16 protein-coding genes and 2 pseudogenes are annotated in these 12561 nt (G+C 56.0%); 11 read left to right on the forward strand and 7 right to left on the reverse strand.

Annotation, left to right across the window (positions count from 1 at the left end; translation table 11 throughout):
* Positions 1-626, forward strand: a pseudogene (locus tag QP904_RS09770) (hypothetical protein); the annotation flags it as partial.
* Positions 627-651: 25 nt separating this feature from the next.
* Here the strand turns inward: QP904_RS09770 and QP904_RS09775 are convergent.
* The gene (locus QP904_RS09775; protein WP_034657654.1) at positions 652-1089 is read right to left on the reverse strand and encodes a hypothetical protein; all 438 of its coding nucleotides are present in this window, start codon (positions 1087-1089) and stop codon (positions 652-654) included.
* Positions 1090-1403: 314 nt separating this feature from the next.
* On the opposite strand from QP904_RS09775, the gene QP904_RS09780 reads away from it, so the two are divergent.
* From QP904_RS09780 to QP904_RS09795, 5 genes and pseudogenes are all read left to right on the forward strand, one after another.
* The gene (locus QP904_RS09780) at positions 1404-1541 is read left to right on the forward strand and encodes a hypothetical protein (RefSeq protein ID WP_162488989.1); all 138 of its coding nucleotides are present in this window, start codon (positions 1404-1406) and stop codon (positions 1539-1541) included.
* On the forward strand, positions 1541-2158 hold the full coding sequence (locus QP904_RS09785) for a recombinase family protein (protein ID WP_284835986.1): 618 nt from the start codon (positions 1541-1543) through the stop codon (positions 2156-2158). The genes QP904_RS09780 and QP904_RS09785 overlap by 1 nt, the downstream gene beginning before the upstream one ends.
* A gap of 266 nt (positions 2159-2424) precedes the next feature.
* The gene (locus QP904_RS09790; protein WP_086589188.1) at positions 2425-2664 is read left to right on the forward strand and encodes a DUF3923 family protein; all 240 of its coding nucleotides are present in this window, start codon (positions 2425-2427) and stop codon (positions 2662-2664) included.
* 470 nt (positions 2665-3134) lie between these two features.
* Positions 3135-3413: a pentapeptide repeat-containing protein gene (locus QP904_RS11850; protein WP_158093103.1), complete on the forward strand. Its 279-nt coding sequence runs from the start codon at positions 3135-3137 to the stop codon at positions 3411-3413.
* 282 nt (positions 3414-3695) lie between these two features.
* Positions 3696-4407, forward strand: a pseudogene (locus QP904_RS09795) (IS6 family transposase).
* A 197-nt stretch (positions 4408-4604) separates the two neighbouring features.
* Here the strand turns inward: QP904_RS09795 and QP904_RS09800 are convergent.
* The 4 genes from QP904_RS09800 to QP904_RS09815 all read right to left on the reverse strand — a co-directional run bounded on the left by QP904_RS09800 (position 4605) and on the right by QP904_RS09815 (position 7735).
* On the reverse strand, positions 4605-5183 hold the full coding sequence (locus QP904_RS09800; protein ID WP_086589021.1) for an LURP-one-related/scramblase family protein: 579 nt from the start codon (positions 5181-5183) through the stop codon (positions 4605-4607).
* Positions 5184-5211: 28 nt separating this feature from the next.
* Positions 5212-6408, reverse strand: a complete 1197-nt coding sequence (locus QP904_RS09805; RefSeq protein WP_086589020.1) for an HNH endonuclease signature motif containing protein — start codon at positions 6406-6408, stop codon at positions 5212-5214.
* A gap of 95 nt (positions 6409-6503) precedes the next feature.
* Positions 6504-7304, reverse strand: a complete 801-nt coding sequence (locus QP904_RS09810) for a PrsW family intramembrane metalloprotease (RefSeq protein WP_086589019.1) — start codon at positions 7302-7304, stop codon at positions 6504-6506.
* A complete protein-coding gene (locus QP904_RS09815) occupies positions 7301-7735 on the reverse strand; it encodes a hypothetical protein (RefSeq protein ID WP_086589018.1) in 435 nt (144 codons plus the stop codon). The genes QP904_RS09810 and QP904_RS09815 overlap by 4 nt, the downstream gene beginning before the upstream one ends.
* A gap of 118 nt (positions 7736-7853) precedes the next feature.
* Here QP904_RS09815 and QP904_RS09820 point away from each other — a divergent pair, with 118 nt between their 5' ends.
* Genes QP904_RS09820 through QP904_RS09830 form a run of 3 tightly spaced genes read left to right on the forward strand, consistent with a single transcriptional unit; the run spans position 7854 to position 9341 of the window.
* A complete protein-coding gene (locus QP904_RS09820; RefSeq protein WP_086589017.1) occupies positions 7854-8219 on the forward strand; it encodes a heme transporter in 366 nt (121 codons plus the stop codon).
* On the forward strand, positions 8219-9058 hold the full coding sequence (locus QP904_RS09825) for a hypothetical protein (RefSeq protein ID WP_284835987.1): 840 nt from the start codon (positions 8219-8221) through the stop codon (positions 9056-9058). Before QP904_RS09820 ends, QP904_RS09825 begins: the two co-directional genes overlap by 1 nt.
* Positions 9036-9341 carry a CHY zinc finger protein gene (locus tag QP904_RS09830; RefSeq protein WP_284835988.1) on the forward strand — a complete coding sequence of 102 codons (306 nt, stop codon included), beginning with the start codon at positions 9036-9038 and terminating at the stop codon, positions 9339-9341. The genes QP904_RS09825 and QP904_RS09830 overlap by 23 nt, the downstream gene beginning before the upstream one ends.
* Here the strand turns inward: QP904_RS09830 and QP904_RS09835 are convergent.
* Both QP904_RS09835 and QP904_RS09840 read right to left on the reverse strand, forming a co-directional pair.
* Positions 9338-9898, reverse strand: coding sequence for a hypothetical protein (locus QP904_RS09835; RefSeq protein WP_239207763.1), 561 nt, complete (start codon positions 9896-9898; stop codon positions 9338-9340). The two genes, QP904_RS09830 and QP904_RS09835, sit on opposite strands and share 4 nt — an antisense overlap.
* 22 nt (positions 9899-9920) lie before the next feature.
* On the reverse strand, positions 9921-11231 hold the full coding sequence (locus tag QP904_RS09840; protein ID WP_086589014.1) for a M20/M25/M40 family metallo-hydrolase: 1311 nt from the start codon (positions 11229-11231) through the stop codon (positions 9921-9923).
* Between the two features lie 77 nt (positions 11232-11308).
* Here QP904_RS09840 and bioB point away from each other — a divergent pair, with 77 nt between their 5' ends.
* The gene (gene bioB, locus QP904_RS09845) at positions 11309-12289 is read left to right on the forward strand and encodes a biotin synthase BioB (protein WP_034655643.1); all 981 of its coding nucleotides are present in this window, start codon (positions 11309-11311) and stop codon (positions 12287-12289) included.
* Positions 12289-12561, forward strand: a complete 273-nt coding sequence (gene bsaP, locus QP904_RS09850) for a biotin synthase auxiliary protein BsaP (RefSeq protein ID WP_023020278.1) — start codon at positions 12289-12291, stop codon at positions 12559-12561. Before bioB ends, bsaP begins: the two co-directional genes overlap by 1 nt.

Below are 12561 nucleotides of genomic sequence, written 5' to 3' on the forward strand. Positions count from 1 at the left end.
TCGCATCCTGGTCAAATTTTCTTGGCATATTCCAGATTTCCCATCTACTCAAACGGAACAAAACCTGGGACACTTCAGAAAAAGGCAGCATCCACGGTAGCCAACTAGACAAATTCTTTCCTGACTTTATGCCTGGGGCAGGACTCGAACAAGATGCACCTACCCTACAAGGCAGTGGAATCGCTGGAGGCAATGATTATACCGATCAGGTGATGATGGCTACGCATGACCGATGTGGGGTTCCTGTTGTGCTACGACGGGGATGGTATGAACCTGATGCCAAAACACGTCCATATGGCCCTTGGGGTTACGACAAGATTCGGCACAAACATGGAATTTGGAACCTTTACTCGATTAGGCAATACATTCAAGGTCTGTGCGAAGCCAGGATGGAAAACGCGGACCGCATTTATGAAGCTCCTATTTATGAAGCTGTCCGCACTAATGATGGAAAAAAGGTTGGATCTGGAAGATCATTTGAACTTCGGGGAATAGTAGAAACTACTATTCACATTGAAGGTGCGCAAGAGACCCGTGGGTTGAAGACACTTTTCCCGCTGCGTGGTTCCAATGGTGGTAGTGACGTAGCTCCTCGGTGGTTTAACTTGGAACACAATATCGACTAAAAGACGAAGGGGCTAGTCTGTCTGACTAGTTGTGAGTGGCTAGGGGTAGATAAATATCTGCCCCTTCGCTTTTCATTTTTTTTAGTTCCGTAAAATGCTTCGGATCGTAGTCTCTCTCGCCACCAATCCATTCAATCTTATCGTCGGAACCGTAATCTAAATACGGGGCAACAGCATTTCCTGCCAACTGATCTCCCCACCCCGTAACAGCGGTTCTCCCCTCTGATGAGTAGCTTTCACCCGATTCAAGAGTGTGTCGTGGAATCAGCGCAAATTCCATGCCAACATATGCAAGTCCTTGCGCGGATTTAACTGAAAATACGCAATATGCGTACTTGGACGTTTTCCAGGTAGCTCGTACTTCGACATCATCGGGAGACACACAATTTTCTGAGGGAAAATACCTCTTTAGTAAATGGCGTATCTCCTGGTAAAAAATTTCTGAACTCCACGTTTCCGCCATAATTCACACTCCGTATTTCACTAGGCTGCATAACTTTAGTTAAATTGCATGAGTCTTCACTATGGCTAAAACGGTACACCCTATTGTTACGCGTGTCCGTGGCGGAATGTTGCCTGTAAAATAGGGCCGTTCCTAGCATTGTTTTACACGTGTCTAGTGGGGTCTAGGACTCATGTTTACAGAAAGTGGTGAGTGCGGTGTTATCGTCTGACGGTTTCCATATTGAAAGTCATATTGACGAAGTGCCCGCGTTGGCGCGCGTGAAAGATCTGCATGGTGGGTTGTCGTCGGGGCAGCAGGCGTTGGGCAGGATTGTGCAATCCTTGCTTGCTGACGCTGATGGTCTCGACGGGGCACAGTTGTCTGACTTGGCGCGGGTGGTTGAGTCGTATCGTGATGCGGTCATCGCCCAGGAGAATGCTGCCTTTACACCCTCGCGGGGCGAAGACTAATGGCCAATGGTTCTGATTCGCGTGGGCAGCGGGTGGGCTATATCCGTGTTTCCACGGTGGAGCAGAATAATCAGCGTCAGAAAGAACTACTCAATGCTTCCGGCAGGATTGACCGGTTCTTTGAAGATAAGATTTCCGGCCGCACTAAGACTGCCCGCCCTGGGCTAGTGGAGTGTATGGCGTATGTGCGCGACGGTGACGAACTCGTCGTCTCGTCGATTGACCGCCTCGCCCGATCGCTGACCGATCTGCGCGGCATTGTTGATGAACTCATCGGCAAGGGCGTGACTGTTACTTTCCTGCATGAGAATCTCGCGTTTGCGAAAGACACCACGGACCCGCGCGCAGATTTAATGCTCGGAATTCTAGGTTCTTTTGAGGAGTTTGAGCGGGCCATTATCCGCGAGCGCCAGGCGGAGGGGATTGCGTTGGCCAAAAAGGCCGGCAAGTACAAAGGCCGCAAACCCGCTCTTAGTCCGCAGCAGGTGGCGGAGATTAAGCAGCGTACATTGGCGGGGGAGTCGAAAGCAGCCTTGGCGCGGGAATTCGGAGTCACCCGGCCTACGGTGTATCGGGCGCTGAAAACGCCTAAAGCAGCGTGGGATAAGAGTAAATAGCGTGGCCTGAACTAGGGGAGGATTGTCTTTTAACGACTCTGCGTTATCTACCACACGCGGTAAACGCACGCCAAAGTGTAAGTGACATTTATACCTGTCGTGTAGTCAGAGCGCTTGAACCATCCCTGATGGGGCACGGTATTTTGCTACAATTCCCACTGTAAACGTTTTATAGGAAAAATTTGTTTCTTAGATTGGCGTTTGGGGAATAACTTCACTTTATCCCCGCGCCTACTAGGATTTTTGAGCGGGAAAGGTAGAAACTTGTGAAACTGTCGTGGGCTCTGTGGTGGACGGTTACCCTCATTGAGGTATTGAGCTTTATAGCGCTTTCCGCCTTCCTGTTGGTGCGATCAGAGGATGCAGCGGGAGTTCAGCAAACCATTGAGCTGAGGTTGTTAAATGTCGCTATCCCAATATTTACCTACCTCATCCCCTTTGTCCTTCAGGTCGTGTGGTTCATTTTGAACAAGCGTGCAGAGAAGAAAGTTACACACCGCCCTTAATGTTTGCGCCTTAAACTGGGAAAGTAAGCTCCGCTTTTCGGAAAATCTGCACCCTATCGCGCCTGCCATATGGCACGGCATATGCTTTAGCATATGTCCGGAGTTATGTATTACTACCAGAGTTTTCGTACTTCTAGTTAGAGTGTTGGCCAGAAAACTCGATGGACTTGAGGGCAGCTACAAGTAGCCCTTTGCACGTATCCCTACATGGACGGGTTTTGCAAAAGGAGGAGAGGAATTACTCCACTAGGCCTAGGCGGCGTGCCTACGCACTATGCGGTTGGGCCTACAGAGCATGTGCGATGTTTATGCAAAGTAGACGATAATTATCGTTCCTACACTGCCTTGGCTACCAAGGCCGTTGCCCGCAATGGATTATCAATTCACCGCAGATTAAATAGCAAATGTACAAAACGATGCCTCAATCGTGGGCCACGGAGCTCGCTGGGAAAGACATTTCCGGGAAAGATATGTCCAACTATGACCTGACGGATATCAATCTCGAAGGAAGCATATGCAAAGGATGCTCGTTTCGCGGCTCCATGGTGGCATGGGCTAACTTGAAATCGGCAGATTTCACCGACGCAGATTTTACGAACGCAATTCTTAGCGAGTCAGACCTTCGTGGAGCGACATTAACGCGCGCGAATTTTACGAACGCATATCTGGTACCTGTTACCGCCAGTCCAAGGCAATTCTCTGAATGTACAGGTTTGGATGCAAGTAATGCGATACTTTATAGCCCCTGATTGCGCCTACACGAATTCCGTTCAAGACCTACGGTGTATCGGGCGTTGAAAAACGCATAGCTACCGCGATGGGGCGAGTGAATATATGCCCCACAGCGCTTGCCATATGTTTAACCATATGGTTAAACATATGGCACAACATACGCTAAAGCATATGCTTTAGCGTATGTTCGCCGGAACGTGGTTTTACCTGTTTATTCTTTCAGATAGACCGGCGGCAAACATGAGGGTGTTGTTGCAAAGTTGGGGCAGTAGGAAGAGTGACGTGAAATAGTCACAGCCATGGGTATCTTCTCCGGTTGTCATTTCCCCCGTGACATCATTCTATGGGCAGTGCGGTGGTACTGCCGCTACGGGGTGAGTTACCGCGATTTGGAGGAAATGATGACTTCAGCGGGGCGTGCCGGTCGATCACACCACGATCTACCGCTGGGTCCAGAAATACGCCCCTGAGCTGGACAAGCAAACACGGTGGTACCGGCAGGTACCTGACTGGCAAGCTAGTTCCTAGCGGGTGGATGAGACCTATATCCGGGTCGGCGGCAGGTGGTGCTACCTCTATATGGCGATTACCGCCGGTGGCCAGACCCTGGACTTTTACCTCTCTCCGAAGCGAAACGTGGCTGCAGCGAAGCGTTTCCTGGCCAATGCCGTCAGATCCAATGCGTCAGCCGGGTATCCCAGAGTGATCAACGCCGAGAAAGCACCCTGCCTTGCCAGGGCAATCGCCGAGTTGAAGTCAGAGGGAATCTGCCCGCCAACAGTGGAACACCGGTAGGTGAAATACCTCAACAACATCCTGGAAGGCGACCATGGTCGGCTGAAGCGGATCTTCGGGCCGAAAGGCGCGTTTAAGAACCGGACATCTGCATATCGGATGTTGAAAGGGATGGAGGCGATGCACTCATTGCGGAAAGGGCAAGGCGCGATGTTTGCCTACGGGCAACCGAACCCGGACGCGGTGATCGTCAACCGGGTCTTCGAGACGGCCTAACAACGCCCACACGCAGCGGCCGTCAGGGAATGAGAAACTGAGTCTTCGCTGCTCTCCGCCCAACTTTGCAACAACACCATTTCATATCCGCAGCTCGGGAGACACTTTCTGAAAAGCCATGCTGAGCTGCCATCGTGAACATCACACCATCGAAATCCGGAGTTGGAAACATTTTCCACTCCGGTTCTTTTTATGTCTTAGTCGCTATTCTTTTCCTTCGTCCGCAGCATATCCATGCTCATCACGGCGCCGATGATGGCAGCGTGCTGTTGCTCGTTGAGGCCTGGGGTGATGGCTAGGCAGTAGGTATTTTTACCCATGAAGTAGTTGCCTACGCCGGTCCACTCGTTGGTGACGTTGGCAAGCCGGCGGCCCCGGGAGGTAATGGAGAGGTTCCAATCCCAGAAATCGCCGCGAATTTCGACGTCAGGAAACCCCTTCATGGTTAGCTCTAATTTTGTTTTGAGCATGGAGAAACGCTTGGTAATGACGGCCATGGGCGCTTCGATTCCCGGCAAGTGCACCTCATAGGTATCCCGCAGAAAATTCGGCGGATCCGAAATCGTCATGACCGTCTGTAGGGGGTTTCCTTCAGCATCCGTGAGTGCGACCTCCAAGCTGCGAGAGGATTTAAACACCATATCTTTAAGACTGGTGGATTGCAGGATCGTGCCCACAGGGGTGTTGTCGATATCGGTGATCATGAACTGATCATTGAGGAAGGACTTGGTCTGGGTAATTACGAGCTCATCCAGTGTGAATAAATTTTGCGTCATGCCAGCCACTGTAGGGCAGCTGGTGGAATTATTCCTCCTCCCTAGGGGTGGTTTTCTGCTGGCGCATGAGTTCTTGGGCCTCTTCATATGCTCGGGCGCGGTGAGCGGTCATGGTTTGCGCAAAGGTCTGTACCCAATTCTTGTTCTTAGGTGCTAGTGGTCCGGAGGGCTCCGTGGCGGTCCAGGTTCCATCCTCGAAAAGCCAGATGATGTCGCGCGTATGTGGGTCCATGACGTAGAAAGCACGACCATCGGTCTTCACATTGTGATGGTGCTGGCAGAGGCAGGCTAAGTTAGCCGGAGTAGTCGGACCGCCATCCGCATGATTGATGCGGTGATCCTTCTGGCAGGCGGTGGCCGGGCGATTGCAGCCGGGATAACGGCAGGTGCCGTCAAATCCTTCTAAGTACGCAGCCATGGCCGCCGGGGTGACGTAGCCCTTGACCTCCTGGTTAGGATCCAACTCTCGGATTTTGGTGTAGGGCAGCGCATTCGAGCGCGCCGGGTCGAGCCAGCCCACGGATTCAATAAAGGCCGGGGAATTGGGTACGTCGGTGGCTTTATAGGCGTTGAGGATGATTTCGGGGGCTTGGGTGCGGCCGGTGAGGAGCGCAACGGCGGCGTCGGCAAGCGAGCAATTTAGCTCTAGCGCGGTCTGCCGGATGCACTTATCGACGCTCGCGATAACCGCCGGGTCCGCACTCAAAGTCACCGCCGAGGTGTTATCGCCCCAGTTTTCCATGGTGTAGCGCGGCTGGGTAGGGCCCTGGGTGACGGCCAATGTGTCATCGGCGAGGTTGATGAGCTCGTTGAGTTTGCGCTTGATCTGTGCCTGCGTACGCATGGTCTGGTTCGGCCGGGTAGGGGTGAGGTAGGCGGTGAGCTGCTCATCGATGCGGGCGACTACCTCTGGAGTCGGGTTGCCCAAACGGTTGAGGGACTTGTTGATGGCAATAATCCGGTCGAGGTCTAAGTGATAGAGGCGGTGCTGTAAGGCCTGCAGCTCAGGCAGCTCCTCCAAGCGGTGCAGTGCCATGAGGATATGGCCAATCCGGCCTTCATTGACGCCGGTGGTGCGGTAGAGGGATTGGGTGACTAATTCGAAATCAGAATCGAGCTCTGGGACTTGGTTCACCCAGAACTCGTATTCCGTCTTTCGCATCTCAAAGGCTAAGCGTGTGGTGGGGTCGGTGGTGTTGGTCGTGGAAAAGTAGGGTTCTTCCATGGGGAATCGTACCTAAATTGTCGTGTGAACCTGTGTACGATTCACACCTTATAACACCCCTCGGACACGAGCCTTTGTCTTCGTATTTTTGCAGCTCAAGAGCTATATTCTAGATCCTTAGTGGGGAGAGTAATTTCGCTTCTTTGTGCCGCATATTTCCTATCTTGCTTGCGTATGAAACGCAGGCCCCAGATAATCAGTGTCCACGTAATGAGAGCGGTAAGGAAAAAGGTCACCGGCCAATCACCCGTAATGATCAGCGAGGCATTGAACAGGGTATGCAGGGCGATAGCGGCCAGCCAGAATCCGGCCACCTGCCAGTATCCGTGGCGTGCCCCCGCGTAGAGCTTGCCGATGCCCCACGCCGCAACCCCCGTATACAGTGCATGGCTAAAGGCACCAGTGAGGATTCGCCCGGTACCGGTAATAATGGCGCCCCAGAGATCGCCATCCAGGTTAGTGATGGTCGCGCTCAGGAGGAATGGAATATTTTCCATGGCGTCAAACCCAAGGCCTACCGCCATTCCGATCGCGGCGGCTTGGTAAGGGTGCCGCACGTTCCCAAAGGCTGCAATAATAATGACAACGCCGAGGAGCTTGATGGTTTCTTCCGGAAGCGGCGAGTATAAGGCTGCGTCGAGGTGGGTGATCCACAGCTTGTCCGAGATCCCCACCATTTGGTTGTTGAGGCTAAACACCACCGGCTGGGCGAGCGCACCCCATAGGATGCCCTGCCACATCGGCCGCGGCTTAAACCACCACAATCCCAGTCCAAGCGTCAGGCCAGCGCAGATGAGCGCACCGATGAGCCCAACCTCGGTAAACCGGCGATCGGCCAAGAAGAAGCCGGCGACTACAAGGCCGAAAGCGATAGATAGCCAGTACAGATTCTTCATGCCTTTTCTACCTCCTGGGCAAGTTCTGCAGCGCGCGGTCCGCGCAGGGAGAGGAACGTGGTGGGGCCATCGCCCTCGATGCTGATGGCTACGAGGTCGCCATCGCTAAGTGTGCGCTTATCCCCGTCGCGGTCGATGTCTCCTTCCGGCATGGCCGTACCTTCACCCATTGCCCGGAGGTACCGGCGGGTGGCTTGGTCTTTGTCCTGTACGCCGACTTCTTTAGCGCGGATCTGGGTGCCGTCACAGTCCCAGCGTGGTTCACTGCTGGTGGAGCCATCTTCTTCCGTGCAGGATAATCCGGGGATGCGCGCCTGGCCGGCCTGCACCTCAGAGGTGGGGTTGTCGTATATATCTGGCAGGAGTGCATTGGTGCCGTAGATGGCACCAAATATCACGCCCGCCGCGAGGATGAGTGGTGTGCTTTTCATGTACTCAACGCTAGGTATGTCCTGCTCAGCGCGGTATCCTCCGCGGGGAGGATTAAGCCGGACATAGGGAGGATTTCTCTCCCATAAGTTCTGTCAAGTCCTGTGATAGGTTGGGTGCGTGTTTGAGGAATTAGAGGAAGAAGCGGAAACGAAAGACGAGCCCAGCCGCGTCTGGTGGCAATGGTGGGCACCCATCGCCATGGTCACCGTTTTCATCGTTGTTCCGCCCGCTGTCTACCACCTTGTCTCCGGCCTTATCCTGCTCATCCTCATGGCCGTGCTGACGGTGATCATTGCTCTTGTCGACGGCGCCACTTTCCGCGCCTCCTGGACCATCTTCAGTGTGGCAGGGCTGGCCTATTTTGCCGCCATGTCCCTGTATTTCAATGAGGGAACGTGGATTTACCTCCCAGTGTTTGTTTTCCTGGCATGGGCCGCGAGCAGGCTGGGCGCCGTGGTGGGCTCTAAGAAAGGGAAGAGCTAATGGAGACCTGGCGCCTAGAGCACCCCGAGGTGGGCACCATCGAGGTGCAGCGTGGGTACGATGCCGAATTCGCTGGGCTAGGTGAGTGGCCGAAGAAGGCGAAGGACTATACCCCGGTTCCAGGCGATGCCACCCTGCAGGAACGCCTCCGGCTCTGGCGGAAGAACCCCAGCCCGCGCCTGCAGATTGTGGTCAACGGCCAGGTACGCAGCCGCCACGATCGGCCGCGTGCGGGCCGCTATTCGCTTAAGAAGAAGATCGAAAAAGACCTCACCCTGCTCGAGAACTCTGCCCCGCGAACCAAGCCTTACCTAGATATCCAAGCCTCCCCCTTTGGCGAGCTCTTAGACGTCTACTACCGCAATGGTGAGGAGGCAGTTGCCCTCGATCCACCGGCCGACTCACTAGGAGAAAAGCGCCGCACGGCCATGGAGGAAAGCTCCTTTAAGCGGGTGTTGTATCCGCTCCTGGGCGGCTTGGGAAAGTCCGGCTGGGCCATAGGCGTGATCGTGCTTGGCCCGATAATCAGCCGCATCTTGTCTCGGTTATTGCCGGATTGGGAGCTGCCGGATATCGACCTGCCGGATATCGCGCTCCCAGTGCCGGAGTTGCCGCAGATTGAGCTGCCCGTGCCGAATATTGACTTCAATATTGACATCGATCCGCCCGATTGGCTCGTATTCTTGATGGATTACAGCAAGGTGTGGGTGCCGATCATCATTGCCATTGTGGTGGGTATTCAGGCAGTGCGCAATGCCAAGAAGTCTGAAGAAAAGAAGCAGCAGTGGCAGCAGGGTGGCGCGTATGCTGACGGCCATGAAGATTCACGGCGCGATTGATGCGGAAGGCCGGTGCGGGCATTGGCATTCCCCGCTGGACGTGGTGGCAAATAAGTGCGCCACCTGCGGGGAGTATTTTGCTTGCGCGCTGTGCCACGCCGAACTCACTGACCATGAGTTTGGGCCCATGCTTGCCGACGCCCCCTCAGTCCTCTGCGGCGCCTGCCGCACCGAGATGAACTACCACGCTTATTCCGCCGCGCCTGCGTGTCCCCACTGCGGGCATAAATTTAATCCCGGCTGCAGCGCGCATGCCGGGATCTATTTTCAGCTAGACCGCTAGAAAGAAGACAGCTGCTGTAGCTGCTGGATTTGCGGAATCTGCGGCAGCTGGAACTGGGATATAGCGTTCTGGGCAATCTTGGCCGCGTCCGGGATGCGGAAGGTCTGGCCCAAGAACGGGACGTCGACAGTCGGCTGGCCAGGGATGGTGCCCAGCTCGATGACCTTGGTGTTCTTGGCTGCCGCTGGGGACGGAGCCGGAGCCGGCTTTGGTGCGGGAGCATTGCCGCGCTGGCCGCCAGTGTTGACCGGCTTGCCCTGGCCAGTAGTGCCGTTTAGGCCGCAGCGGGCAATAGCCTCGTCCATGCGGCCGATGGCGTCGCGAACCTCGTTGCCGCGTGGGTGCACGGTGGCAACGGCGAGGGCCTGGGACTTCTTCTGGTTGTAGTCAGCGGAGTTGGTCCAGTATTGCTTCGCCTGGGAGCAGGAAATCTGGCCGGCAGGCATCTTGGCTAGGAGGTTGTCAACGGCGTCGGCATGGGCAGCGGCAGGGGCGGCGAGGGTTACGGTCAGGGCGGTAGCTGCAGATAGCAGCGCGGACTTACGTGCAAAGCTCATGCCAGACATCTTGCCACACTTGTTAAGCCTGTGACAGGCCTAGGAAGCGATTGACCAGGCTGCGGTAAGCGCGCACAGTGAGCTCGAGGTCCTCCAAGTAGAGGTGCTCGTCGTGGCTGTGCAGCTGCGAATTGGCGCTAGCCATATCGCGGCCCTCGGCGTGCATGGCAAAGCCATAGGCGTTGCCACCCTTGCGCCGAGCAAAGCGCAGATCCGAGCCGCCGGTGGCGTGAACTGGGACGACGTCTTTATCGGGGAAGAATTCCTTGGAGGTGGCCTCAATGGCGCGCCACAGCTCGGTATCGGTGGAAGATTGCGTGGCATCTTCAGTAATGAGGTGTTCGATTTCTACCTCATCGGCCATGTCTCCAAGCGCGCTGCGCAGGAAGTCATCCAGATCCTCCTGGGTCTGGCCGGGGAAGGGGCGCACGTCCATTTCCAGGTAGGCATGTGAAGGCAGCACGTTGATGGCGCCGCCGGCGCGCAGGACGGTCTCGGCGATGGTGGTATGGCTAAAGGCATGCGCGTAGGCGTCGAGGTTGCCGAACTTGGAGTAGTCACCGGTGCCGTCGATAAGCTCCTGCTCGGTCTGGGGGTCAAACTTGAAGGTGCGCACAAAGCCCTCCCAGATTTCATTGGAGGCCGTGGGCGGTTCGGCGGCGGCGATGCGGCGGGCCACCTCACCGATCTTTACGATGGCAAAGTCCTTGCCATAAGGGGTAGAGCCATGGCCGGCATCGCCGTGCACATGCAGGCGGCGCTGGCCGGCGCCCTTTTCGCCCACGTTGAAGCCCACCGCGCCGGGCAGGTGGCTACCGCCAGTTTCAGATAAGCAGTTCTTCCAGGAAAAGGCATCGGGGTGGTTTTCGGACATAAAGCGCACGCCGAGACCGCCGCGGGCCTCTTCATCGGCCATGCCGACGAAGGCAAGGGTGCCGCCCGTATTGCCGGTGCGGGCGACCTCGCGCGTGACGGCGGCCATGGTGGCGGTAATAAATAGCATGTCTACGGAACCGCGGCCGTAGAGCTTGCCGTCCTCGATGAGCGCCTCGAAGGGAGGCTTGGTCCATTTAGGTTCGTCGACGGGGACGACGTCTGTATGCCCCATGAGGGTGAGCGGTTCTTTGTCCGGATCGCCGGGGACGGTCACGACGATGGAAACGCGGCCTGGGTGGGACTCGAAGCGCTCAATCTGCACGTCTTCGCCCGCGAAGAATTTTTCTAAACTATCCGCATTGCGTACCTCGTGACCGGAGTCCGGCGTGAGGTCGTTTACGCAGGCATTGCGGATAAGTTCTTGGAGGAGGGAGAGGGTGTCATCATAAAGCGTCATGCTATCGAGCCTAACGCTGGGAAAAATTTTATGTGATTTTAACCAAAGCTGAACGCTGTTCAAGTATGGTTCACACTATGAGCATTATTGACATCGCCCGCGAAAAAGCACTGGAGCAAGGCAAAGGCCTCAACCAGGAAGAACTGCTGCAAGTACTACAGGTTCCGGATTCCCAATTGGAGGAAATCGCCGATATCGCCCACCAGACCCGCCTGAAGTGGTGTGGTCCAGACGTATCGGTGGAAGGCATTATCTCCATTAAAACTGGCGGCTGCCCAGAAGATTGCCACTTCTGTTCTCAGTCCGGCCTCTTCGAGTCCCCAGTGCGCGCCGTGCGCCTCAACATCCCGGAGTTGGTGGAGGCAGCGCAGAAGACCGCCAAGACCGGTGCTACTGAGTTCTGCATCGTCGCTGCGGTGAAGTCCCCGGATGATCGCTTGCTGGACCAGGTAGGCGAGGCGATTGCAGCGATTAATGACGCCGTCGATATCGAGATTTCCTGCTCCCTGGGCACCCTGACCCGCGAGCAGGCGCAGCGCCTAAAGGACATGGGCGCGCAGCGTTATAACCACAACCTGGAGACATCCCGTTCCTTCTTCCCCAATGTGGTCACCACCCACACTTGGGAGGAGCGCAAGCAGACCCTCGACTATGTGCGCGAGGTAGGCATGGAGGTTTGCTGCGGCGGCATCATCGGCATGGGCGAGTCTTTGGAACAGCGCGCCGAGTTCGCCGCGCAGCTGGCAGAAATTGATCCCTGCGAGGTGCCGATGAACTTCCTGGATCCGCGCCCGGGCACCCCATTTGCGGATCGCCCGCTGGTTCCACTGGGTGAGGGCCTGCGCGCCGTGGCGGCATTCCGCTTGGCTATGCCGTCTACCACTTTGCGCTTTGCTGGCGGCCGCGAGCTTTCGCTTGGCGACGACGGCACGGAGCGCGGCCTGCTCGGCGGCATCAACGCCATCATTGCCGGCAACTACCTGACCACCCTGGGCCAGCAGATTGAAAAGGATGTGGACATGTTGAACCGCATCGATCTGCCGATTAAGGCCCTGTAGTGGCTGGTTTATCCGAGCCGACTTCCGAATTGGCTGCTGCCGTCCTGGCTGGGGACGAGCCGATTTTCCATCCGAATACCGGTAAGCCGATCGAGGAGGTCTTTACGCTGCACCCCGCTGCCGCCGCGGGCCTCGATGTGCCGCGCTACTGCCAAATCTGTGGTCGCCGCATGGTGGCCCAGGTGCGCCCCGATGGCTGGCACACCAAGTGCTCGCGCCACGGGGAGTTGGATTCGGAGTGGCTATACGTAGAGCACTTGCCCGAAAGCTAG

The organism is Corynebacterium nasorum (assembly GCF_030229765.1).
Taxonomy (GTDB): Bacteria; Actinomycetota; Actinomycetes; order Mycobacteriales; family Mycobacteriaceae; genus Corynebacterium; species Corynebacterium kefirresidentii.